This window comes from Bordetella sp., assembly GCF_051960075.1.
In the GTDB taxonomy this organism is placed as follows: domain Bacteria; phylum Pseudomonadota; class Gammaproteobacteria; order Burkholderiales; family Burkholderiaceae_B; genus Bordetella.
In genome coordinates this window covers 20,611-43,096 of the sequence record NZ_JBQCER010000068.1, presented here as the reverse complement: position 1 = coordinate 43,096, position 22,486 = coordinate 20,611, and the positions used below count along the sequence as shown (strand labels likewise).

The 22,486-nt window shown below is 65.3% G+C and carries 20 protein-coding genes; 6 read left to right on the top strand and 14 right to left on the bottom strand.

The window, feature by feature from the left end:
* Positions 1-112 precede the first annotated feature (112 nt).
* Together ACTHJ1_RS11430 and ACTHJ1_RS11425 are read right to left on the bottom strand one after the other, a co-directional pair.
* On the bottom strand, positions 113-1,036 hold the full coding sequence (locus tag ACTHJ1_RS11430) for an ABC transporter substrate-binding protein (protein WP_440192248.1): 924 nt from the start codon (positions 1,034-1,036) through the stop codon (positions 113-115).
* A 48-nt stretch (positions 1,037-1,084) separates the two neighbouring features.
* Positions 1,085-1,762: an RraA family protein gene (locus ACTHJ1_RS11425; protein WP_440192245.1), complete on the bottom strand. Its 678-nt coding sequence runs from the start codon at positions 1,760-1,762 to the stop codon at positions 1,085-1,087.
* A 202-nt stretch (positions 1,763-1,964) separates the two neighbouring features.
* Between ACTHJ1_RS11425 and ACTHJ1_RS11420 the strand changes: the two genes are divergently transcribed.
* The gene (locus ACTHJ1_RS11420) at positions 1,965-2,870 is read left to right on the top strand and encodes a LysR family transcriptional regulator (protein WP_440192242.1); all 906 of its coding nucleotides are present in this window, start codon (positions 1,965-1,967) and stop codon (positions 2,868-2,870) included.
* A gap of 113 nt (positions 2,871-2,983) precedes the next feature.
* Here the strand turns inward: ACTHJ1_RS11420 and ACTHJ1_RS11415 are convergent, their stop codons facing one another.
* The 4 genes from ACTHJ1_RS11415 to tkt all read right to left on the bottom strand — a co-directional run bounded on the left by ACTHJ1_RS11415 (position 2,984) and on the right by tkt (position 9,730).
* The gene (locus ACTHJ1_RS11415; RefSeq protein ID WP_440192239.1) at positions 2,984-5,056 is read right to left on the bottom strand and encodes an EAL domain-containing protein; all 2,073 of its coding nucleotides are present in this window, start codon (positions 5,054-5,056) and stop codon (positions 2,984-2,986) included.
* Between the two features lie 203 nt (positions 5,057-5,259).
* Positions 5,260-6,465 (bottom strand): phosphoglycerate kinase, encoded by a 1,206-nt coding sequence (locus ACTHJ1_RS11410; RefSeq protein WP_440192236.1) that lies wholly within the window; start codon positions 6,463-6,465, stop codon positions 5,260-5,262.
* A gap of 180 nt (positions 6,466-6,645) precedes the next feature.
* The gene (gene gap, locus ACTHJ1_RS11405; RefSeq protein ID WP_440192233.1) at positions 6,646-7,656 is read right to left on the bottom strand and encodes a type I glyceraldehyde-3-phosphate dehydrogenase; all 1,011 of its coding nucleotides are present in this window, start codon (positions 7,654-7,656) and stop codon (positions 6,646-6,648) included.
* Between the two features lie 28 nt (positions 7,657-7,684).
* Positions 7,685-9,730 (bottom strand): transketolase, encoded by a 2,046-nt coding sequence (gene tkt / locus ACTHJ1_RS11400; protein WP_440192228.1) that lies wholly within the window; start codon positions 9,728-9,730, stop codon positions 7,685-7,687.
* Positions 9,731-9,936: 206 nt separating this feature from the next.
* On the opposite strand from tkt, the gene ACTHJ1_RS11395 reads away from it, so the two are divergent.
* Entirely contained in the window at positions 9,937-10,671 is a 735-nt protein-coding gene (locus tag ACTHJ1_RS11395) for a 16S rRNA (uracil(1498)-N(3))-methyltransferase (protein WP_440192225.1), read from the top strand.
* Positions 10,672-10,718: 47 nt separating this feature from the next.
* Here ACTHJ1_RS11395 and ACTHJ1_RS11390 read toward each other — a convergent pair whose 3' ends face one another.
* On the bottom strand, positions 10,719-11,183 hold the full coding sequence (locus tag ACTHJ1_RS11390; RefSeq protein ID WP_440192222.1) for a barstar family protein: 465 nt from the start codon (positions 11,181-11,183) through the stop codon (positions 10,719-10,721).
* A 267-nt stretch (positions 11,184-11,450) separates the two neighbouring features.
* Here ACTHJ1_RS11390 and ACTHJ1_RS11385 point away from each other — a divergent pair, with 267 nt between their 5' ends.
* Positions 11,451-12,608: a pyridoxal phosphate-dependent aminotransferase gene (locus ACTHJ1_RS11385; RefSeq protein WP_440192219.1), complete on the top strand. Its 1,158-nt coding sequence runs from the start codon at positions 11,451-11,453 to the stop codon at positions 12,606-12,608.
* Between the two features lie 77 nt (positions 12,609-12,685).
* Here the strand turns inward: ACTHJ1_RS11385 and ACTHJ1_RS11380 are convergent, their stop codons facing one another.
* Positions 12,686-13,519 carry a transglycosylase SLT domain-containing protein gene (locus tag ACTHJ1_RS11380; protein ID WP_440192216.1) on the bottom strand — a complete coding sequence of 278 codons (834 nt, stop codon included), beginning with the start codon at positions 13,517-13,519 and terminating at the stop codon, positions 12,686-12,688.
* Positions 13,520-13,747: 228 nt separating this feature from the next.
* On the opposite strand from ACTHJ1_RS11380, the gene ACTHJ1_RS11375 reads away from it, so the two are divergent.
* A complete protein-coding gene (locus ACTHJ1_RS11375) occupies positions 13,748-15,292 on the top strand; it encodes a UbiD family decarboxylase (RefSeq protein ID WP_440192213.1) in 1,545 nt (514 codons plus the stop codon).
* Here ACTHJ1_RS11375 and ACTHJ1_RS11370 read toward each other — a convergent pair.
* The 4 genes from ACTHJ1_RS11370 to ACTHJ1_RS11355 form a co-directional block, all read right to left on the bottom strand.
* Entirely contained in the window at positions 15,228-15,647 is a 420-nt protein-coding gene (locus ACTHJ1_RS11370; protein ID WP_440192210.1) for a hypothetical protein, read from the bottom strand. The genes ACTHJ1_RS11375 and ACTHJ1_RS11370 overlap by 65 nt on opposite strands.
* Position 15,648: 1 nt before the next feature.
* The gene (locus ACTHJ1_RS11365) at positions 15,649-16,047 is read right to left on the bottom strand and encodes a phage holin family protein (RefSeq protein WP_440192207.1); all 399 of its coding nucleotides are present in this window, start codon (positions 16,045-16,047) and stop codon (positions 15,649-15,651) included.
* Between the two features lie 18 nt (positions 16,048-16,065).
* Positions 16,066-16,380: a DUF883 family protein gene (locus ACTHJ1_RS11360; RefSeq protein ID WP_440192204.1), complete on the bottom strand. Its 315-nt coding sequence runs from the start codon at positions 16,378-16,380 to the stop codon at positions 16,066-16,068.
* A 101-nt stretch (positions 16,381-16,481) separates the two neighbouring features.
* Complete coding sequence (locus tag ACTHJ1_RS11355; protein ID WP_440192201.1) at positions 16,482-17,213, bottom strand: hypothetical protein; 732 nt, start codon at positions 17,211-17,213, stop codon at positions 16,482-16,484.
* A 280-nt stretch (positions 17,214-17,493) separates the two neighbouring features.
* Here ACTHJ1_RS11355 and cysG point away from each other — a divergent pair, with 280 nt between their 5' ends.
* Entirely contained in the window at positions 17,494-18,885 is a 1,392-nt protein-coding gene (gene cysG / locus ACTHJ1_RS11350) for a siroheme synthase CysG (protein ID WP_440192198.1), read from the top strand.
* Between the two features lie 78 nt (positions 18,886-18,963).
* Here cysG and upp read toward each other — a convergent pair whose 3' ends face one another.
* Positions 18,964-19,602: a uracil phosphoribosyltransferase gene (upp, locus tag ACTHJ1_RS11345; protein ID WP_440192195.1), complete on the bottom strand. Its 639-nt coding sequence runs from the start codon at positions 19,600-19,602 to the stop codon at positions 18,964-18,966.
* A 35-nt stretch (positions 19,603-19,637) separates the two neighbouring features.
* Positions 19,638-21,071: a D-alanyl-D-alanine carboxypeptidase/D-alanyl-D-alanine endopeptidase gene (gene dacB, locus ACTHJ1_RS11340; RefSeq protein WP_440192192.1), complete on the bottom strand. Its 1,434-nt coding sequence runs from the start codon at positions 21,069-21,071 to the stop codon at positions 19,638-19,640.
* Positions 21,072-21,386: 315 nt separating this feature from the next.
* Here dacB and queA point away from each other — a divergent pair, with 315 nt between their 5' ends.
* Positions 21,387-22,475 carry a tRNA preQ1(34) S-adenosylmethionine ribosyltransferase-isomerase QueA gene (gene queA, locus ACTHJ1_RS11335; RefSeq protein ID WP_440192189.1) on the top strand — a complete coding sequence of 363 codons (1,089 nt, stop codon included), beginning with the start codon at positions 21,387-21,389 and terminating at the stop codon, positions 22,473-22,475.
* The last annotated feature ends 11 nt before the right edge of the window (positions 22,476-22,486 follow it).

Sequence of the window (22,486 nt, the reverse complement as noted above, 5' to 3'; positions counted from 1 at the left end):
TGAATTCCTTGCGCTCGCTCAATACGTCGAGCGTAGCTTGTACCGCGGTGCCGGGCGGGGGCGCCTCGGCAGGCCCCCGCCCGCGCAGCGGCGATGACTCGAATGCGCTGCCTTATTGCTCGCCGGCCTTCGCATTGATCTGCGGGGCATCCATGTGCATTTGCGGAACGCCGTAGTGCTTGAGGATCTGCGCGTCGATCCCCTGCTTGGCGATACCCTGGAATGCGAGCAGCAAGGCCTTGGAGAGCTGCTCGTTGTTCTTGCTCACGGCCGCGCCGTGGTAGCCGGCCTCGAAGAGATCCCCGGTCAGCTCCGTCTTGCCTTCCGAGGCGGCGACGATATTGGCCGCGATCGCGTAGTCGATGCCCATCGTGTCGATGCGTCCGGTGCGCAATGCCAGGTCGGAAGCGCTGGCCGAGGGGTAGCTCTGCACGTCCACGGCCGGCTTGCCCGCCTGCGTGCAAGCATCGGACTGTTTTTTGGCGATAGCCAGCGACAGGCTGCCGGCGGGACCGCCCGCGATGACGCCGCACAGGTCCGCCACGGAATGGATCTTCTTGGGATTGCCCTTGGCCACGATGAACTGCTGGCCGGTCTTGGTGTAGTCGATGAAGGTGACCTGCTTTTCGCGTTCAGGCGTGTCCGAAAAATCGGACATGGCCACGTCCAGACGGCCGGAGGTCAGGCCGATCACCATGGAGCCGAAGTCGGTGTTGATCAGCTTGATCTTCAGGTTGAGTGCCTGGCCCAGGGCCTGCATGAAGCTCGATTCGATGCCGGTGATGCCGTCGTCCTGGCGGAAAAGATATGGCGGCAGCGTGGTTTCGCCGCCGATGGTCAGGTAGCCTTTTTCCTTGATGTCGCTGGGCAGCGCAGCGATCGCGGCCGCGTTGGGCTCGGCCTTGGATATCGCGGTGTTGATCAGAAAGCCGTCGGCATCGTTCTTGGCGCTGGCCGGATTGACCCACGCCAGGGCGGCGATGCCGGCGAATGAGAGTGCGGAAATGGCTTCTTTGATGCCGTGTCGTTTGAACATGATTTTATCTACCCCTTGGTTGAAAGAATGTAGGCATGCGGCCCGGCTTCAGATCCGGATTTCGCAGCCGGTGCGCGCCAGCGCCGCCTCGACCCAGGACCGGTCGTCGCGGCCTTCGTGGATCTCCGTCATCTGGCCCGCTTCGGCGTCGTGCTTGGCCTTTGCCAGTCGATACACGGTCTGCGCCTCGTCGATGGACACGCACACCACGCCGTCCTCGTCGCCGCAGATCAAGTCGCCCGGATGGACGATCATGCCGTCGAGCGAGATCGGAACATTGATTTCGCCCGGGCCGTCCTTGTAGGGACCGCGATGCGTAACGCCGGCCGCATAGACGGGAAGATGCCCGATCTGGATCGCGCCGGCATCGCGGATCGCGCCATTGATCACGAATCCGGCGACTTGGCGCTTGATCGCCATGGCCGCCATCAGCTCGCCGATGATCGCGTTGGTCAAGTCGCCGCCGGCGTCGACCACGATGACGTCGCCGGGCGCGGCCATGTTAAGCGCCTTGTGCACCATGAGATTGTCGCCAGGGCGGGTTTTCACCGTCAGCGCGACGCCCGCCAGCCTGTCGCCCGCGTGCATGGGACGCAGCCGCGGGCCGCCCGCGCTCATGCGCGCCATCGAATCGCTGATGTTGGCCACGGGAATAGCCTTGAAGCGCTCCACCATGTCCGCGCTCACGCACTGCTCGCGCGGCAGCACCCTAAAACCGATCGCCATCTCACTTGCTCCATCTGAAAATGCGCATGCCTTGCGCGCCACCGTCGCAAGGCATGCCGGTTTTGATTCATCGCAAGCGTACTGATCTTGATTCATTTCCAAAAGCGAATTTTCTATTTCTTTTATCATCGCTTTTATTCATGTATAGAATGTCCCTGTTTTTTCAGACACAAGGGCCGCATCGCGGCAGGAGCCCGTCAACGTGATCACGCTAAAACAGGTCGAAGCGCTGTACTGGATCGCGGAACTGGGTAGTTTCGAGGCTGCCGCCCTGCGCCTGAACACGACGCAATCGGCTATCTCCAAGCGCATTCAAGAGCTCGAGAGCCGTTTCGAGCTGGAGATATTCGACCGCAGCCGCCGCACCGCCTGCCTGACGCTCAAGGGCGAGGAAATCCTGCAATCGGCACGGCAGTTGCTGACCGTGCGCGACGGCCTGCTGGCGCAGCTCGGCGCCCAGGAGGCCATATTCCACCGGCTGCGTCTGGGCGTGACGGAACTGACGGCGCTGACCTGGCTGCCGATCCTAGCCGACCGCCTGCGCAAGCGTTTTCCCAAGCTTGAGATCGAGCCGGAGGTGGGCCTGAGCCGCACCCTGTACGAGCGGCTCGCCGAACGCACGATCGACCTCATCATCGTTCCCGACGTCTTCACCGATCCGCGCTTTTCAGTCACCTCGGTGGGCAAGGTCGAAAACGCCTGGATGTATGGCGACGGCGTCATGCCGATCAAGCGCGTCTTCGCGCTGAACGAGATCGCGCAGCAGACGGTCATCGTCCAGGGCAAGGATTCCGGCATGGGCATTTCGTATAGCCAGTGGTTTCGCACCCACGGCATCGACACGCCCAGAACGGTGGTATGCAGCAACCTGGTGGCGCAGATCGGCCTGACCGTATCGGGACTGGGCGTGAGCTACCTGCCCAAGGCATGCCTGTCGCATCTGACGGGCCAGGGCGTCCTGCATCTGGCCAGGACGACACCGGCCCTGCCCAAGATCCACTATGTCGCCATGTACCCGTCATCGCAGCCTGCCGACTTTCTCGGCGAGGTGGCCAGGCTGTGCCAGGCCTGCTGCGATTTTTCTCAGCTCGTGCTGCAGGTGCCCTAGAAAAAGGGCAATACCGCTTTGCTTGCAGGACCTTTCTTTGCCATACAGGCATAGGTTTGCAGCGTCACCTTCACCCGGTTGCCAAGCGCCTACGCTGAAGATCCGTGTAGGCGTCAGCGTCGTGCGCCAATGGCGGCGATCAGATTCTGTCTGGCCTGCGCATAGTGACCTCCGTTCATGCCGTGATGGACGGCAGCGTCCAGCATCGCCAGTTGCAGTGCGGCATCAACGGAAGGGAACGGCAATACAGGCCGCATCTCGGGCGTGACTTGATAGATAAGAGACTGGGGACGATTGATCAGCAGACGCAAATGCGATTCCCACAGCAGCAGTCTGGCCAGCATGACAAGAGACGCCTGGCTGGGCGGATCGGCCGGACGGCAGACGCGATGCGCAGCCATCCATTCCGCGAGTGCGGGAGCCGTCATGGGCCGGGCAATCGCATAGCCCTGCGCCGCATCGACGCCCAGCAGCGCAAGCGCCTCGATCAGGTCTTCATGTTCAACCCCTTCCACGACCACCAGTTTGCCCAATGCATGGCACAGCTCCGTGAGCTGATAGACCGTGCCCAATGTATCGATGGGACCGTGCTCCAATCCCTGCAGGATGCTGCGGTCGATCTTGACGACATCGAAAGGCACCGTGCGCAGCCTGGCCAGGCTGCTGTGGCCGGAACCCAGATCATCCTCGGCCAACACGATCTTGAGCGCGCGAAAGCTCTCCAGTATCTCCGCGGCGCAGACGTTGGAAGGAAAATCTTCCGTCTCGAGAACCTCGAGCGCGAGGCGATAAGGACGGGGGCCGTACTCCTGCAGTAGCCGCCGGGTGACCTCGAGGTATCGGTCGTCGCCGATGGCCTGCGACGGGAGATTGACCGCGACCTGAAGCGCCAGGCCCTGGTCCAGCCAGCGGTTCTGCTGCGCGAGAACTTGCTCCAGGCCGCGGGCATACATCAGGAGGAAATCTTCACGGGACAGGGCCGGGAAAAACATGCCCGGCAACAGAAGTTCGTCGTTGTCACGCAAGCGGACCAGCGCCTCGACGCGCCGCACTTCGCCCGAATTCAGCATTCGAATGGGCTGGTAGTGCATCTCCAGCGAAGCGGTGCCGATCAGGCTTGCCCACCGTTGCCGCTTGGACCACGGCAACGCATGCATCAACCCAGGACCTTTTTCCAGACGCGAGATGGCGAACGTCAGCAAGGCCTGAACCTGAGTGATGAAGCTCTCGTGTTCGGGCGCGGCATGGGCTCCCGGAAATTCGCTGTAAAGCGTCAAAATGGTGGTCGGCGTGCGATCCGGCGGACATAGCGGAACGGCCAGACTTGAGCGAATACCGTGGCGCCGGCCGATATCGCGCCAAGGCTCCATGCGCTCGTCGGTCTCGATGTTGATGCAGCGCTCGATTTGTCCGCTTTCCCAGGCCCGGCCCGTGGGCCCTCGGCCCTGGGGCAGCTCGCCCAGCATGATGACGGTCGACTGCCGGGACTCCAGGTCTGCCAGGTATCCCTTGATTCGATCGCCCGACAGCGACTCGAAGCGAAAGATCCCCTGTTGATCAGGGCGGCCAAATGAACATCCGACCGCGCCATCGAGCCCGCCCAGTATCACCGCCGCCTGCGAGATCAGATCTGCGTGTCCCCTGGCGTCCCAGGCGAGCTGCGTCAACGCCAGCAATGCATGCTGCCGGCCTTTGCGTACAGCCCGGCCGCCCTCGAGTTGCCACGTCAGATATCGACTCAGGCGAGCATAGAGTATGTGCAACGCATGACGGTGGATCACCGCATCGATGTGACGACCTATCACGGCCTGAAGAATCTCCAGGCCGTAGGCCAGGTCCCGCTGCGGCAGGCCCATGATCTCGTGCATGCGCCCGACCTTCATGCTGACGGTGCGATGAGCCTGCGCACCGAGATCGGGAGACGCCAGCAACAGCAGATTGCGGCCTTGCTGCAGCTTGAGATGGACACGCTCGGATTCCGACAGGCATCGTATGAACATGCTCGCGGTGGAGAGCTGGCCAAGTTGCTGATAGAACTCGGCGACGATATCGTCCAGGCCGGCTTTGATCGCATCGCACAATGCCGCCATCTCGGATGCCCGCGCGCTGCCATACAGCTGATCCATATCCAGCAGTTGGTCCGAAGCGGCAATCTCCAAACCGCCGTAACCCGCGTCTTGAGGCATAGGAGGTTTCTCTTGCTTAGCCTGAGCTCTGTTGACTTTCTCAGGCATGGTCGGCATTTTTTAAACAAATAGTAAGGTCAGCATAGCAAAGGGGCCCTGAGCGCGATACTGAAATTGTGCAACCTGTCTCAATTTCATGCGTCACATCAAAAAAGCGACCGTGAGGTCGCTTTTGGCTCATGCATACGCGGCAAACGAAACCGTCAGGCCGCGCGCTCCTGCAAGATGGCCACGGCCGGCAGCGCCTTGCCTTCCAGGAACTCCAGGAACGCACCGCCGCCGGTGGAGATGTAGCCTACCTGCTCGCCGATGCCGTACTTGGCGATGGCGGCCAGCGTATCGCCGCCGCCCGCAATCGAAAAGCCCGCGGCCTCGCCGATGGCCCTGGAGACCGTCTCGGTGCCGTGCGCGAACTGATCGAACTCGAACACGCCCACCGGGCCGTTCCACACGATGGTGCCTGCCTTGGCGATGATGTCGGCCAGCGCCTGCGCCGTCTTGGGACCGATGTCGAAGATCATGTCGTCGGACTCGACCGCGTCGGCCGCCTTGGTGACCGCCGCGGCGTCAGGGCTGAACTGCTTGCCGCACACCACGTCCACCGGAATCGGCACCGCGGCGCCGCGCGCTTTCATCATGTCGATGACGGCGCGGGCCTGCTCGATCTGATCGGGCTCGGCCAGCGACTTGCCGATGGGCAGGCCTGCGGCCAGCATGAAGGTATTGGCGATGCCGCCGCCCACCACGAGCTGATCGACCTTGCCGGCCAGCGACTGCAGGATCGACAGCTTGGTCGAGACCTTGGAACCGCCGACGATGGCCACCAGCGGGCGCTTGGGATCGTGCAGCGCACGGCCCAGCGCATCGAGCTCGGCTTCGAGCAGCGGGCCGGCGCAGGCAATGGGCGCGAAGCGCGCGATGCCGTGCGTGGTGGCCTCGGCGCGGTGCGCCGTGCCGAAGGCATCGTTCACATACACATCGCACAGCGCGGCCATCTTGCGCGACAGCGCTTCATCGTTCTTCTTCTCGCCCTGGTTGACGCGGCAGTTCTCCAGCAGCACCACCTCGCCCGGCGCGACCCCGATATGATCGACGCCGCCGTCGACCCAGTTCTGCACCAGCCGCACCGGTTTGCCCAGCAGCTCGGACAGGCGCTTGCCCACCGGCGCCAGCGTGTCATCGGGCCCCAGCGTGCCTTCGGTGGGGCGCCCCAGATGCGAGGTGACCATCACCGCCGCGCCGGCCTTCAAGGCCAGTTCGATGCCGGGCACCGAAGCGCGGATGCGCGTGTCTTCCGAGATATTGCCCGCGTCGTCGAACGGCACGTTCAGATCGGCGCGGATGAAGACGCGCTTGCCGGACAGGGCGCCGGACTTCGCCAGCGCGGTAAGGGTTTGAACTTTAGACATAGCCATCACTCGAATCCGCCATCGGTCGACGACGGAGCCGAGGACCCCGGAGGAATCCGAAGCACAGCCCACCGGGCGAGCATCGGAATTGCGCAGGGCAGCCTCGGCGGATTAAGAAAAATGGCCGACGCATGAAGCCTCGGCCATCCTGTACTCAAGGCCCGATAAAGCCCAGGGCCCTTACTTGGCCGCCATCAACGCGCAAGCCGTATCCAGCATGCGGTTCGAGAAGCCCCACTCGTTGTCGTACCAGGACGACACCTTCACCAGACGGCCCGACACCTTGGTCAGCGTCGCGTCGAACGAGCTGGAGGCCGGGTTGTGGTTGAAGTCGCTGGAAACCAGCGGCGCGGTGTTGTAGGCCAGGATGCCCTTGAGCTCGCCGTCCGCGGCAGCCTTGAGAATCGCATTGACCTCGTCGACCGTCGTGTCGCGCTTGGCGATGAAGGACAGGTCGACGATCGACACATTGATGGTGGGCACGCGGATGGCAAAGCCGTCCAGCTTGCCGTTCAGCTCGGGCATCACCAGGCCCACCGCGGCGGCGGCGCCGGTCTTGGTGGGGATCATGTTGTGCGTGGCCGAGCGCGCGCGGCGCAGGTCTTCGTGATAGACGTCGGTCAGCACCTGGTCGTTGGTGTAGGCGTGCACCGTGGTCATGAGACCGTTCTCGATGCCCAGCTTGTCGTGCAGCGGCTTGACCAGCGGGGCCAGGCAGTTGGTGGTGCAGGAGGCGTTGGACACGACCGTCATGGCCGAGGTCAGCACCTGCTGGTTGACGCCGTACACCACGGTGGCGTCCACGTCCTTGCCGCCGGGGGCCGAGATCAGCACTTTCTTGGCGCCGCCCTTCAGATGCGCGCCGGCCTTCTCTTTGGAGGTGAAAAAGCCCGTGCATTCCATCACCACGTCCACGCCCAGATCGCCCCAGGGCAGCTCGGCCGGGTTGCGGTTGGCCAATACGCGGATCTTGTCGCCGTTAACGACCATGAAGTCGCCGTCGACCGAGACTTCGCCCGGGAAGCGGCCGTGCGCCGTGTCGTACTGCGTCAGGTGGGCGTTGGTCTTGGGATCGCCCAGGTCGTTGATGGCGACGATCTCCAGATCGTGCTTCTTGCCCGACTCGTAGTGGGCTCGCAGCACGTTGCGGCCGATGCGGCCGTAGCCGTTGATGGCGACACGGATGGTCATAACAGGCTCCTGTTGAAGGGAATAGGGATTACTTGCGGGATTGCAAAAGCCGTTTGACGGTCTCGGCCACCTTCTCGGCGGTCAGCCCGAAGAATTTGAACAGGGCGCCGGCAGGCGCGGACTCGCCATAGCGGTCGATGCCGACGACGGCGCCATCCAGGCCCACGTACTTGTACCAGCCCGAGGTGCAGCCGGCTTCGATGGCCACGCGCGGCAGGCCGTCGGGCAGCACGGAGCGCTTCCAATCGGCGCTTTGTTTGTCGAAGACGTCGGTGCTGGGCATGGACACCACACGCACGGCCAGGCCTTCCAGGCGCAGGCGCTCCTGCGCGTCCAGCGCGATGCCGACCTCGGAGCCGGTAGCGATGAGGACGGCCATGGGGCCATTGCCGTCGCGCAGCACGTAGCCGCCGCGCGCGATCGCGGCGCGCGTCTTGTCGTCGCGCGGCACGAAAGGCAGATTCTGGCGCGACAGCAGCAGCGCCGTGGGACCGCCGTCGCGCACGGTCATGCCGGTGCTGACGGGGCGCCGTACCGCGGCCTCCCAGGCCACGGCGGTTTCGACCGTGTCGCAAGGACGCCAGACCGACAGGTTGGGGATGAGGCGCAGGCTGGCCGCGTGCTCGATGGACTGGTGCGTGGGGCCGTCTTCGCCCAGGCCGATGGAATCGTGGGTGAAGACATGCACCACGCGCTGCTTCATCAGCGCAGCCATGCGAATGGCGTTGCGCGAATAATCGGAGAAGGTCAGAAAGGTGCCGCCGAAAGGCAGGTAGCCGCCATGCAGCGCCACGCCGTTCATGATGGCGGCCATGCCGAACTCGCGCACGCCGTAGTTGATGTGGCGGCCGAAGGCCACGCCGCCGGCGTCGGAGGCGCGCACCGGCTGCACGCCCTTCCAGTCGGTGAGGTTGGAGCCGGTCAGGTCGGCCGAGCCGCCCAGCATCTCGGGCAGCAGATTGACCAGTTCGGCGATGGCGTATTGCGAGGCCTTGCGCGACGCCACGGTCTCGGCCTTGGCGTCGGTCTGCTTGACGAAGGCCTGTACGCGCTCGATAAAACCGGGAGGCAGTTCGCCCTTCATGCGGCGCAAAAATTCGGCAGCCTCGGTAGGATGCGCGATGGCGTACTTGTCGAAATCCATCTGCCATTCGGTCTGCATGCGCAGGCCGGCATCGCGGGCGTTCCAGGCGTCGTAGACCGCTTGCGGAACCTGGAAGGGGCCGCCTTGCCAGCCCAGCGCGGCGCGGGTCGCGGCGACCTCGGCCTCGCCCAGCGCGGCGCCGTGCACGTCGTGCGTGCCTGCCTTGTTGGGCGACCCTTTGCCGATGACGGTGCGGCACATGATGAGGGTGGGCTTGAGCGACTGAGACTTGGCCGCCGCGACGGCGGCTTGGACCGCGGCGACGCTGTGGCCGTCGACGTTGCGGATGACGTTCCAGCCATAGGCTTCGAAGCGCAGGGCGGTGTCGTCGGCGAACCAGTGCTGCACGTGGCCGTCGATGGAAATGCCGTTGTCGTCGTAAAAGGCGACGAGCTTGGACAGCTTGAGCGTGCCGGCCAGCGAGCAGACCTCGTGCGAGATGCCTTCCATCAGGCAGCCGTCGCCGACGAAAACATAGGTGTGATGATCGACGATCTTGTGGCCGGGGCGGTTGAACTCCGCGGCCAGCAGCGACTCGGCCAGCGCCATGCCCACAGCGTTGCCCAGGCCCTGCCCGAGCGGGCCGGTGGTGGTTTCCACGCCAGGCGTGACGCCCACCTCGGGGTGACCCGGCGTCTTGGAGTGCAGTTGGCGAAAACGCTGCAGCTCTTCGAGCGGCAGGTCGTAGCCGGTCAGGTGCAGCAGCGCATACAGCAGCATCGAGCCGTGGCCGTTGGACAGCACGAAGCGGTCGCGATTGGGCCAGGACGGATCGGCCGGATTGTGCCGCAGGTGCTTGGTCCAGAGCGCCTGGGCGATCTCGGCCATGCCCATGGGCGCGCCCGGGTGTCCGCTAGTGGCTTGTTGCACGGCGTCGATGGCAAGAATGCGGATGGCGTCGGCCATGGCGGAGGATGTGGGCAGGCTCATGAGGGGAAAATACGAAACGAGAATCGTAGAAGTGAAAGCCGGACCGCCGGGACCGAAAACGCCCCCTGGGGCGCCCATGGAAGACTTCTCCCGGGACGCTTGGATCCAGGCACAGGAAAGCTCACGATTTTACCACCCGCCGCGCCCGCGTCCCGGCGGCCTGTTATCGTTGCCGGACTCGCCACGACCGATCCGTTTTCGGCCCCATGCCCCGTTTCTTCTATCCTGCCCCGATCGCCCCGTCAGACACGCGCCTTCTCCTGCCCGATGCGCTCGCGCATCATGCCGCGCGGGTGCTGCGGCTGCGCGACGGCGCCGCCATCGCGCTGTTCGACGGAACGGGCGGCCAATACCCCGCCGTGCTGCGCATGCAAGGCAAAGAGGTCTGGGCCGAGCTGGGCGGCTTCGACGCGCGTGAGGCCGAGTTGCCCGGGCGAATCACACTGGTGCAAGGCCTGCCCGGCGGCGACAAGATGGACTGGGTAGTGGAAAAAGCCGTGGAACTGGGCGTCGCGGCGCTGGCGCCCATCCAGGCCCGGCGCAGCGTGGTGCAGCTCTCCGCGGAACGGACCGAAAAGCGCCTTGCGCATTGGCGGCGCATCGCTCAGGCATCGGCCGAGCAGTGCGGCCGCAACCGGCTCATGCACATCGCCGCCCCCCGATCGCTGGAGGACTACCTGGCGCAGCCTGCATCCGGCGTGCGCCTGCTGTGCCATCCCGAAGCCGAAGCCGGGCTGCCCGAGGCGCTCGCGCCGCTGGCCGGCCGGGCGCAAGCCGAGCTCAGCCTGCTGGTGGGCCCCGAAGGCGGTTGGTCGGAGGAAGAACTGCAGGCAGCGCGGCGCGCCGGCGTGCAGGCGGTGCGCTTCGGCCCGCGGGTGCTGCGCACCGAAACGGCGGGCGTGGCGCTGATCGCGGCGTCTACCGCCTTGTTGGGCTGGTAGCCGCCGGCTTAGGGCCTGTCAACGCTAAAAGGAGCCACGCACTGGCCCTAGCTTTCGCCGTAGGGCGCAGCCGCCACGCCGGGCTCGGCCTCGGGATGCTCGCCGGCGTGCTCGATTACATAGGAGAACACGCGGCCGTTCTCGCTGGCGAACTGGACCGCGTCGGCGCACACGCCGTCGATCAGGGCGGCGTCTTCGGCCAAAGCCGGATCGCCCGAATGCAGCCGATACAGCCACAGAACGATGCTCGTCTTGCTGTCGAGCACGGTATCGCATAGACAGTCGTAGAGCGCGTCCATGTCGCCGCCGAAAAATTCCGGGAAATCTACCGCCTTGGCGATGGCGCGCAGCACCGCGGAGCGGCTGCGGGCGCGGTCGCAATCGGCGACCAGCAAGGACAGCCCCAGCTCCTGCGTGGCGGCGACCATGTCCTGCTTGTCCAGGCCATCGCCGTTGATGGCACCGCCCTTGCGCAATTGCCGCAAGAGGGTAGATTGGCCGTTCTTCGTCATGCCAAGCCTCCTTGCAGATCGATGTACCGATGTGCGCCGCTACGTCAGCGGCACTCGGACAATACACCGAGTCCGCAAAAAAAGGTATGCGCTCGCGCCACACTTTTCGCCGCCGGACAGGCTCAGAACGAAAACATCACCGGCGGGCAGCGAGCCCGCATGGCGCGGCGCGAAGAATTTTCGTTGCGGCGTCGCCGTCCGCGCCGGCTGCGCGTCTCGAGCCATGACTACAATGGCTTTCTCCGCTACGCCTCACGTGTGTTTTTCATGTCCCAGCTCGCCGACCGCGCCCTGTCATTTCCCACGTTTCACGCTGTTTCGTTATTCAAAGAAGCCCTGGCCCTGGCCGCGTCCGGAAAGTCCATCATCAACATGGGCATCGGCGAACCGGACTTCACCGCCCCGCCCAGCGTCGTCGAGGCGCTGGCGCGTGCCTCCAGCGCCGGCATGAGCGCCTACAGCGCGCCGGCAGGCATCCCGGCGCTGCGCGAGGCCATCGCCCGCTACTACGCGGAGCACTTCGACGCCCGCGTCGACCCTGCTCGCGTCATCGTCACGTCAGGCGGCTCCGGCGCCCTCATGCTGGCCTGCGCCGTGCTGGTCGACAGCGGCGCGGAAGTCCTGCTGCCCGACCCCTGCTATCCGGCCAACGGCAATTTCATCGTGGCGGCCGGCGGCCGCCCGAAACTCGTCCCCACCACGGCGGCCCATCGCTTCCAGATGACGGCCCAGGACATCCGCGATCACTGGGGACCCGACACTCGTGGCGTGCTGGTCGCCTCGCCCAGCAACCCCACCGGCACCAGCATTGCGCCGGACGTGCTGGCAGAACTGCTGGCCGAGGTGCGCGCGCGCCGCGGCTACGTGCTCATGGACGAGATCTACCTGGGGCTTTCCTACGAAGGCCGGGTCAAGTCGGCCCTGACGCTGGACGACGATCTGATCGTCATCAACAGTTTCTCCAAGTACTTCCACATGACGGGCTGGCGGCTGGGCTGGATGATCGTGCCCGAACGCATGGTCGATCTGCTCGAGCGGGTCGGCGCCGCGCTGGCCATCTGCGCCCCCACCCTGGCACAGCATGCCGCCCTGGCCTGCTTCGAACCCGAGGCCATGGCGATCTACGAAGCGCGCCGCGAGGCTTTCCGCCAGCGTCGCGATTTTCTCGTGCCCGCGCTCGAAAAGCTGGGCATCGACGTGCCGGTCAAGCCCGACGGCGCCTTCTATGTCTATGCGGACATCGGCAAGCTGGGCGAGAACAGCGTGGATTTCGCCTATCGCCTCCTGCGCGAGGCGGGCGTCTCGGCCCTGCCGGGCGCGGATTACGGTCCGGCGCCGCACGGGCAGCACACCATGCGCTTTTCATACTGCGTGGGCATGGAGGCGCTGCAGGACGCGGTGCATCGTATCGGCAAGCTGCTCTAAATGGGCAGGCAGCCGCAGCAGCGACCAAGATAAAAAGGGCGGCCCAGGGCCGCCCTTTTTGCACCCGATGCGCGGAATCAATCGTTGCGGCTCAGGGCCATGCCCGAGGCCAGGGCCAGACGGCGGCGCTCGGCCTGGACGCGCTCGGCATAGCCGTCGTCCACCGACGTACCCTCGTAGCAGGCCAGACCGGCCGACACGGAACCGCGCTGGTTGATGCAGTCGCGCAGAATGGTCGAACCCACGATGATGTTGGACACCGGATCCAGCGGATTGGCCTTGCCCTTGCCCTGATCGGCCAAGCTGATGAACTTGTCTTTGTGGATGCGGGGCATCACCTGCATGAGCCCCTGGGCACCTACGGAACTCTCGGCCATGGGGTTGTAGCTGGACTCGACGGCAATGACCGCCAGGACCAGGAGCGGATCGAGTTTTTTCTCGTGGGCCACCCGGAAGGCCGTGTCGACCAGCGTCTCGGTCGCGTTATAGGCCACCTTGTACTTGCGCGAGATGTAGCTGCGCAGCGACTGCACCTGCACACCCGAAGGGATGAGCGATGCCACGCCGGCCGGACGGGCAGCGACGCGCCGCACCGAACCGGGCAGCGTGGTGGCAGTGCTGGCTGAAACATCGGGTACAGCCAAGGCCACGGTCGTGGGGCTGCCGTTTTCAGCGGGAACAACGTCGTCCGCCGCAATCTGCGTGGCAGATTCGGGGGCAAGGGCAGTCAGCAAGGCTCTGTGCACCTGTAGCGCCTGGTCGCGCAGACCGGGCAAGGCAAATCCCATGCTGACCGTTACGATGACCGCAATGCCGAGGTAGACGGAACTAATGCGCAGCCATTCAGCCAGCTGGTGGTGCACTCCTTGGGCCAGGCGCCTGAACAGGCCGGCCATTGACGCATCAGTCATGAGACCTCCTGCGTAGAAGTGAAGTGAGGGCGCATGTTAACCACAAAGCATCGAGTCAAATGTAACCATATCTACCAGAATTTATAGGGGGACACCTCTGCTTTTCCCCCGTCTTCCCCTGGGAGCGGGAACGATTCGAAACTCACATCCAGAAACAACACTGCTAAACTGAAAAGCGCTGAAACCGCCACTTGTTCTACATACAAGTCACTGATTCATAAGGCATTTGTGAAATACAAAGATCTACGGGATTTTATCTCCCAGCTGGAGAGCCGCCAGGAGCTCAAGCGCATCGCCGCTCCGGTTTCCACCCGCCTCGAAATGACCGAGATCGGTGACCGTGTGCTGCGCGCGGGCGGTCCGGCCCTGCTGTTCGAGAACGCGCAGCACGGCGGCGCCAAAGCCGGCATGCCGGTGCTGGCCAATCTGTTCGGCACGCCCCGGCGCGTCGCATGGGGCATGGGCGCCGAAGACGTCGGCGCCTTGCGCGAGGTAGGCGAATTGCTGGCGTCGCTACGCGAACCCGAGGCGCCCAAGGGCCTTCGCGATGCCTTCGCCAAGGTGTCCATGCTCAAAGCGGCGCTGTGGGATATGAGCCCCAAAACCGTCCGCAGCCCGGCTTGCCAGGAGATCGTCTGGGAAGGCTCGGACGTAGACCTGTCGCGCCTGCCCATCCAGACCTGCTGGCCCGGCGACGTGGCCCCGCTACTCACCTGGGGCCTGGTGATCACCCGCGGCCCCAATGCCAAGCGGCAGAACCTGGGCATCTACCGGCAGCAGCCCATCGGCCCCAACAAGCTCATCATGCGCTGGCTGTCGCATCGCGGCGGCGCGCTGGATTTCCGCGACCACGCCCAAGCCTATCCGGGCAAGCCCTTCCCCATCGCCGTGGCTCTGGGCGCCGACCCGGCCACCATTCTGGGCGCCGTCACGCCGGTGCCCGACAGCCTGTCCGAATACCAGTTCGCCGGCCTCTTGCGCGGCTCGCGCACCGAAACGGCCAAGGCCCTGGGCAGCGAACTGTCGGTGCCGGCCTATGCCGAGATCGTGCTCGAAGGCCACATTCTGCCGGCCGGCCACGCGGGCACCGCGGCCGCGCGAGCGCCCGAAGGCGCGCCGCCCCCGCCCGATACCGGCTACGAGATGGCACTGGAAGGCCCTTACGGCGACCACACCGGTTATTACAACGAACAGGACTGGTTCCCGGTGTTCACGGTGGAGCGCGTCACCATGCGGCGCAACCCCCTCTACCACTCCACCTATACCGGCAAGCCGCCCGACGAGCCCGCCGTGCTGGGCGTGGCGCTGAACGAGGTGTTCGTGCCCTTGCTGCGCAGGCAACTCCCCGAAATCGTCGATTTTTATCTGCCCCCCGAAGGCTGCAGCTACCGACTGGCGGTGGTGTCGATCCGCAAGCAGTATCCCGGCCACGCCAAACGGGTGATGTTCGGGCTGTGGAGCATTCTGCGGCAGTTCATGTACACCAAATTCATCGTGGTGGTGGACGAAGACGTGAACGTGCGCGACTGGAAGGAAGTGGTCTGGGCCATGACGACCCGCATGGATCCGGTGCGCGACACGACACTGGTGGAGAACACTCCCATCGACTATCTGGATTTCGCCTCGCCGATATCGGGGTTGGGCGGCAAGATGGGGCTGGACGCGACGAACAAGTGGCCCGGCGAAACGACCCGCGAGTGGGGCACGCCTATTCGGATGGATGAGCAGGTGAAGAAGCGGGTGGATGCGATGTGGGAGACGCTGGGACTTTGATGCCGTCCTTGCGCCCGCCGCGCCAGGCTTTATAGAGCTCCCAGCCGGCCAGGCCTATCGTGGCGGCGCGCACGATGCTCTGGCTGCCTAGCTTGCCCAGCAAGAGGGAGGAAAGCGCCGAACCCAGCACCGGGTGGCGTTTGACCAGGCCCATCACCTGGGCCGGCAAGGCGCCCCATCCGCCCTTTTTGCCCAGATTGAGGCCGGCGAACGCCGCTCGCAGCAGCAGGCCCGGACGCCAGGCCCGGGAGATTCCGGCCAATTGCCCGGCCAGCGTTTCGCGTTCGAGGGCAGCTCGGGTGCGCAGCTGTTCGATGCGCGCCTGCCGGTCGGCTGAAGACGAAAAGCGACTCATATCAGGCCTGCGGCTCGGCTGACGGGTCGGCACGGCCGGCCCGTTCGAGCGCAGCCACGTCGCGCTCGAGCACGTCGAGCGTCGCGGCAAACGGCGCCGGGCGATCGGCCAGCTCTCGCCGCACCTTGTAGAGCAAGGCTACGCCGATCACGGTGTAGAGACCGCCCAGACAGGCCAGGGCAAGATAGCGGTGCTCGGTGGGCCAGAAGGCCACTGCAATCGTGGCGGTGAAAACCAGCAGCGCCAGAGTCAGGCACAGCAGCGCTGCCGCCGCCATGCCCAGAAGCACGATCAGCCGCGATTTCTCTTCGGCGGCCTCGAGCGACAGCAGTTCCAGCCGCGTGCGCATCAGCCCCAGCAGGCTGGCGGGCAGGCCTCCCAGAGATTGGCGCAGGGTCATGCGATCGACGCGCTGCGGTCAGCGGCGGCTGATCAGCATGCCGATCACGAGCGCGGCGCCGGCCGCGATCCCGATGGCTTGCCAGGGCTTGTCATGCACGTAGTTGTCGGTCAGCCGGGCAGCGTGGCGCCCTTTCTGAATCACGGCATCCTGCGCATCGTAGAGCGAGTCGCGAGTGCGCTTGAGCGCGGCCATGGCCCGCTCGCGCAGCTCGGCGGCCTTTTCGCCGGTGGTGCTGGCGGCTTCGCGCAACAGCTCTTCGGCGTCGTCCAGGCTGGTCTTGGCGGTATCGATCAGTCTTTCCTTGAATTCTTCAGCTCGGGTCGCAGTCATGTCCAGCTCCTTGAAAGCTTATAGGCCAAATCATGATACCAGCGGCGCCAAACGGCGCCAGAGGGGCCCAGACCGCGATTGCTACGACTTGCTACGAAGGCTCAATGCAGTTGGGTGAGCGTCACGCTGGATCGCGCGTTGTCTTGCGCGATGTCCTGCCGCACCACCAGGTCGAGCTTGGGGCAAAACCAGTCGGTCACGGTGCTACGCACGCCCTGGATGGGCAGCACGAGCCCGTTGAACGACAGTTTGACCGGATCGGTGGATCGCGAATACGTGATGGGCATGCAGGACTGGCTGCCGCGCGGCGTGTCCATTTCGCGCGCGGCCCCGACGGTCTTGGCGCCGATGTGCACGGTAATGGCCGGCTGCCGGCCCACGGGCGAATCGGAGCCGATGTTCACGCGGTACGACGCGCCCGGCAAGTGCTGGCTCTCGCGCACCTTGTCATAGGAGAACAGGCCCAGCATGCGCAAGTCGAACTGGCCGTCGCGCGACGGCGCCTCACCCGCCTTGTCGTAGCGCACGAAAGACGCCTGGCCGCCTCGGACCGTCATGAGATAGTCAAGCCGCTGCGCGCCGGTGGGGATGCCCATATAGACGAAGCTTGCCGTGCCCTGCACGCGCGCCCGGCATTGGCCAACGCCCATCCTCGACACGCCGGAAAACGCCAAGTCGGCGGACAGGGTCATCGGTCCCTGGCCGGAGAAACGCGCCGCGCCGCCATCGTGCATAAAGGCGGCATCGCAGACGCCAGCATGGGCCGCCGCAACGCCCGTCGCCAGCGCCGCCGCGATGACCGACCTGAAAATCCATTTGCCATATGGCGTCACAGCTTGCTCCTGACGAATGGCACCCGCGCCGCGTTCGAGGTCTGCTCATCTCGAGGAAACACAGGCCGGATGCGTTAACCGACCCATACTACACCCGGCAAACCGGCGCGCCGCCTGTCGTCCGGCCCCCCGGTAGCCGTGCGCAACAACGTTGGATGGTCGCATCGCGCAAATGACTTCCAGGCATATTCATTCAACAAAACCTCCGTTGTAAGAATATCGACACCCCCCTTATGCTGTGGCACAGCAACTCATCGCCCGACTCTCCACGGCAGTTTTCATGACGCTCTTTCCTCTTTTTGCCGATCTGCAAGGCCGGCGCACTCTGGTCGTAGGCGGCGGCGCCGTCGCCACCCGCAAGGCCCAGTCGCTACTGGAAGCCGGCGCCCAGGTAACGGTCGGCGCTCCCGAGTTCGACCCCGCGCTGGCGCATTTGGCCGCCGACGGTCGCCTACGCCTCCTGCGCGGCAGTTTCGAGCCGGCCTGGCTGGACGGCGCCTGGCTGGTCATCGCGGCCACCGACGACCGTGCCGTCAACGCGGCCGTGAACGCCGCCGCCCAAGCTCGCCAACTTTTCTGCAACGTCGTCGACGACCCGCAGTTGTCGTCGTTCCAGGTGCCTTCCATCGTCGACCGCTCGCCGCTGGTCGTGGCGATTTCGTCCTCCGGCGTCGCGCCGGTGCTGGCACGCCGCCTGCGCGAGCGGATCGAAACCTTGCTGGATCATGCGCTGGGGCCGCTGGCCGAACTGGCCGCCCGCTATCGCACGCGCATCCGCAGCGCCCTGCCCGATTTGGGCGCGCGCCGTCGCTTCTACGACTGGCTGCTCGACGGCCCCGTCGCGAGCCTGCTGCGCAGCCGGCAGCCCGACGCCGCCGAAACTGCGCTGAACCGGGCGCTCGGTGAGCCGCAGGCAGCATCTACAGGCCGTGTCGTGCTGGTGGGTGCGGGCCCCGGCGATCCGGGCCTGCTGACGCTCAAGGCCTTGCGCGCCTTGAACGAAGCCGACGTGATTTTGTACGACCGCCTGGTCAGCGACGCCGTGCTGTCGCTGGCGCGCCGCGATGCCGAGCGCATTGCCGTGGGCAAGCAGCTGGGCGAGAACCACGAGGTCACGCAGGCCCGCATCCATGCCCTCATGGCCGAGCATGCCCGCGCCGGTCGGCATGTGGTGCGACTTAAGGGAGGCGACGCATTCATCTTCGGCCGAGGCGGCGAAGAACTGGAATACCTGCGCGCACACGACGTGCCGTACGAAGTGGTACCCGGCATCACTGCGGCGCTGGCTTGCGCGGCGTATGCCGGCATTCCGCTCACGCATCGCGATCATGCGCAGTCGGTGCAACTGGTGACCGCGCATTGCCGCGAGGACGAGGATGCGCTGGACTGGGACGGCCTGGCGCGCGGGCAGCAGACCTTGGCTTTCTATATGGGCGTGAAGCAACTGGATCTGCTGTCGCAGCGGCTGATCGCACACGGCCGGGCCGCCGATACGCCGGTGGCGCTGGTGGAAAACGGCAGCCGGCCGGAGCAGCGGGTGGTCTCGGGAGTGCTGAAGGATCTGCCTGCGCTGGCGCAGCGGCATTCGGTGCATGCGCCGGCGTTGCTGATCGTGGGTGAGGTGGCCGGGTTGAGCCGGAAGCTGCATTGGTATGGCAGCCATCTGACTTGAACGATGGCTTGGTAGTTTGAGTTCTTATCCCGTTCCGCGGGCGCCGGGGCTACTCTTTACCGGACACCACTATTTTTATTATTCCGGCTTCTGCTTCGTGCCGAAGATCCGGTCGCCGGCGTCGCCCAGGCCGGGGATGATGTAGCCGTGCTCGTTCAAGCGCTGGTCTATGGAGGCGGTGTAGATCTGCACGTCGGGGTGCGCCTCGAGCACCCGCTCGATGCCTTCGGGCACGGCCACCAGCACCAATGCGCGGATGTCGCGGCAGCCGGCGCGCTTGAGCATGTCCACGGTCGCCAGCATCGAGCCGCCGGTAGCCAGCATGGGGTCGACGATGAGGGCGACGCGCTGTTCGATCTCGCCCACCAGCTTTTCCAGGTAAGTGTGGGCCTGCAACGTTTCTTCGTTGCGGGCCACGCCCACCACGCTGACCTTGGCGCCGGGGATCAGGGTCAGCACGCCGTCGAGCATGCCCAAGCCGGCGCGCAGAATGGGGACCACGGTGATTTTCTTGCCGGCGAGCTTTTCCACTTGCACGGTGCCGCACCAGCCTTCGATATCGGCCGCGCACAAGGGCAGGTCTTTGCAGGCCTCGTAGGTCAGCAGCGCGCCGATTTCTCCGGCCAGTTCGCGAAAGCTTTTGGTGCTGAGGTCGGCGCGGCGCATGATGCCCAGCTTGTGGCGGATCAGCGGATGACGGATTTCATGTACGGGCATGAGGTTCTCTTGAAGATCGGAAAGCGAACGGGCGCTCAACGCCGGGCCAGCCAGGCCACGAGCGCGTTGTCGAAATATCGTAGCGCGCCGGCCTTCTCGTCGGCCTTTTCGTTATTGAGCAGGAAGACGACGATGTAGCGCTTGCCGCTCGCGCCCATCACGTAGCCCGCCATGGCGCGCACATCGCGCAAGGTGCCGGTCTTCAGGTGCGCGCGGCCCGTCGCCTCGCCGTGACGCAGGCGCTTTTTCACCGTGCCGTCTTCGCCCAGGATGGCCAGCGAGGACACGAACTCGGGCATGTAGGGCGACTTCCAGGCGGTGCTCAGCAGCGCGGCCAGATCGCCGGCCGACACACGCGCATCGCGCGCCAGGCCCGCGCCATTGTCCAGCACCAGGCCGGTCATGGGCAGGCCCTGCGCGGCCAGCGCGCGCACCGCCACCGCATCGCTGCTGGCCACCGTGGCAGGCCGCAGGCCGCGCTCTGCGCCCAGCGTCAGCAGCAGCGTGCGCGCCATGACATTGTTGCTGTGTTTATTGATGATGCGGATCACGTCGCCCAGCTCCGGCGAATCGTGGCTGGCCAGCACGGTGCCGTCGGCCGGCGCCGCGCCGTCGCGCACCTGCCCCGTCATTCTGCCGCCCAGCTCTTTCCACAACTCGCGGAACACGCCGGCCGTCTGGGCAGGCTGCGTCAATGCCAGGCGATACAGGCTGAAATCGCCGCAGGCGCCGGGCAGCGTGCCCGACAACTTGAAGGTCGTACCCTGAGGCTTCGCCTCCGGCGTGGTGTAGACCTCATAAGGCCCATGGCAGCCGGTGTCGCTCCAGTTCAACTTGCCCTCCAGCTTCACGTTGGGCAGCGGCGGATCCATCACCACCCGCCACGCATGCGTGGCCGCGTCGGCCGTGAACATCAGGCGCTGCGCGCCGAAACCCACCATGAACGCATCCGGGCTGGCGTTGTAGGCCCGGTCCGGCGCATTGTCGAAGGCGCCCGGATCGGTCGCCACGTTGCCGAAGATGCTGCGGTCCACCACCACATCGCCGATCTGCTTCACCCCCTGCAGCCGCAGATCGCGCAGCAAGGTCCACAAGTCCTGCAGCATCAAGTCCGGATCGCCCGCGGCCCGCACGTACAAGGGCCCGGACAACACCCCGTTGACGACCGACGCGCCCGAGTCGCTCAACAATTCGGTCGTCCACTTGTAGGTGGGTCCCAACTCGGACAGGGCCGCCCAGGTCGTCACCAGCTTCATCACCGACGCCGGGTTGCGCGGCGTATCGGCATTGATCGTCGCCAGCCGCGGCCCGCCGATTTCCTGCACGACCAGCGACATGTCGCTTTCGGGCAGGCCCGTCTGATGCCAGGCCGAGGCCAGATCGGCAGGCAGCGCCTGCGCAGACGCGCGCGCCGCGCACAAGGCCACGACACCCGCAACCCACCATGATTTATGCCAAGTTCTTTGCATAGCTACGTATTAATTAATCGAACAATCGAGGCCACCGTGCGTATCCGCATCGCGGGCGTAAAGCGCTCAGGCGCCTAAGCGACGAGGCAGTTCCGATGAAACGTCGGCCGCGGCCTGCCGCCGGGCCGCCCCAAGGCAAGCGCCCTTTGGAGGGCTTGGGGGTCCTCCCCTTGCGGCGGCCAAACCCGTCAATTCGAAGCCTGAGCGCTTTACGTCCACGGCCCCGATACGCCTTAAAAACCAATCACAGCAGCATCAAGAAACACCGCAGGTCGAACAGCAGCCCAGAAGCATACCCAAACGCAGCTTAAAATAATGGGTTACTCAGCCTTATCCGATCCCAGCGTGCCCTCTCCCCAACCGCCAGCCTTCACCCTGGCCGACTTCGACTACCACCTTCCCGACGAGCTCATCGCCCAGCATCCGGCCGCCGAGCGGCGCGGCAGCCGCCTGCTGCACCTGGACGGCAAGAGCCAATTGCACGACCTGCAATTCCCCGACCTCGCCGCCCTGGTACGCGAACACGACCTGCTCGTCTTCAACGACACCCGCGTCATCAAGGCGCGCCTGCTGGGCCAGAAGTCCACCGGCGGCAAAGTCGAGGTGCTGGTCGAACGCATCGTCGAGCCCGCACGGGCTCTGGCCCACGTGCGCGCCAGCAAATCCCCCGGCCCCGGCATGACCCTGCGCCTGGCGGACGCCTTCGACGTGCAAGTGCTGGGCCGCCAGGGCGAACTCTTCGACCTGCAGTTTCCCGAACCGGTGCTCGATCTGCTCGATGCCCACGGCGCCACGCCGCTGCCGCCCTACATCGCGCACAGCGCGCAGTCCGACGACGACAGCCGCTACCAGACCGTCTACGCCCGCCAGCCCGGGGCCGTGGCCGCGCCCACAGCCGGCCTGCACTTCGATCAGGCCATGCTCGATCAGCTTGCGTCCCAGGGCGTGCGCCGCGCCTTCGTCACGTTGCACGTCGGCGCCGGCACCTTCCAGCCCGTGCGCGTGGACAACGTGGCCGACCACATCATGCATTCCGAGTGGTACACCGTGCCGCAGGCTGCCGTGGATGCCATCGCCGAAGCGCGCGCGAACGGCGGCCGCGTGATCGCCGTGGGCACCACCAGCGTCCGTGCTCTGGAATCGGCTGCCGCGGCGAACCCCGATGGCCCCCTGGCGGCGGAACAGGGCGACACGCGCCTGTTTATCACGCCGGGATACCGATACCGGGTCGTCGACGCCCTGCTCACCAACTTCCACCTGCCGCAATCGACCCTGCTCATGCTCGTATCGGCGCTGGCGGGCATCGAACCCATCCGCCGCGCCTATGCCCATGCCGTGGCCAGCAAATATCGCTTCTTCAGCTATGGAGACGCCATGTTCATCGAACCTGCAGCCAAAAATTGACATGACAACCT

Bases quoted from the DNA above. Each gene is read 5' to 3' on its own strand.
- gap (WP_440192233.1), bottom strand. From the start codon at position 7,656: ATGACCATCCGTGTCGCCATCAACGGCTACGGCCGCATCGGCCGCAAC.
- ACTHJ1_RS11395 (WP_440192225.1), top strand. From the start codon at position 9,937: ATGCCCCGTTTCTTCTATCCTGCCCCGATCGCCCCGTCAGACACGCGC.
- ACTHJ1_RS11430 (WP_440192248.1), bottom strand. From the start codon at position 1,036: ATGTTCAAACGACACGGCATCAAAGAAGCCATTTCCGCACTCTCATTC.
- queA (WP_440192189.1), top strand. From the start codon at position 21,387: ATGGGTTACTCAGCCTTATCCGATCCCAGCGTGCCCTCTCCCCAACCG.
- ACTHJ1_RS11380 (WP_440192216.1), bottom strand. From the start codon at position 13,519: ATGACTGATGCGTCAATGGCCGGCCTGTTCAGGCGCCTGGCCCAAGGA.
- ACTHJ1_RS11370 (WP_440192210.1), bottom strand. From the start codon at position 15,647: ATGAGTCGCTTTTCGTCTTCAGCCGACCGGCAGGCGCGCATCGAACAG.
- ACTHJ1_RS11365 (WP_440192207.1), bottom strand. From the start codon at position 16,047: ATGACCCTGCGCCAATCTCTGGGAGGCCTGCCCGCCAGCCTGCTGGGG.
- dacB (WP_440192192.1), bottom strand. From the start codon at position 21,071: ATGCAAAGAACTTGGCATAAATCATGGTGGGTTGCGGGTGTCGTGGCC.
- ACTHJ1_RS11390 (WP_440192222.1), bottom strand. From the start codon at position 11,183: ATGACGAAGAACGGCCAATCTACCCTCTTGCGGCAATTGCGCAAGGGC.
- ACTHJ1_RS11385 (WP_440192219.1), top strand. From the start codon at position 11,451: ATGTCCCAGCTCGCCGACCGCGCCCTGTCATTTCCCACGTTTCACGCT.
- ACTHJ1_RS11410 (WP_440192236.1), bottom strand. From the start codon at position 6,465: ATGTCTAAAGTTCAAACCCTTACCGCGCTGGCGAAGTCCGGCGCCCTG.
- ACTHJ1_RS11360 (WP_440192204.1), bottom strand. From the start codon at position 16,380: ATGACTGCGACCCGAGCTGAAGAATTCAAGGAAAGACTGATCGATACC.
- cysG (WP_440192198.1), top strand. From the start codon at position 17,494: ATGACGCTCTTTCCTCTTTTTGCCGATCTGCAAGGCCGGCGCACTCTG.
- tkt (WP_440192228.1), bottom strand. From the start codon at position 9,730: ATGAGCCTGCCCACATCCTCCGCCATGGCCGACGCCATCCGCATTCTT.
- upp (WP_440192195.1), bottom strand. From the start codon at position 19,602: ATGCCCGTACATGAAATCCGTCATCCGCTGATCCGCCACAAGCTGGGC.
- ACTHJ1_RS11415 (WP_440192239.1), bottom strand. From the start codon at position 5,056: ATGCCTCAAGACGCGGGTTACGGCGGTTTGGAGATTGCCGCTTCGGAC.
- ACTHJ1_RS11425 (WP_440192245.1), bottom strand. From the start codon at position 1,762: ATGGCGATCGGTTTTAGGGTGCTGCCGCGCGAGCAGTGCGTGAGCGCG.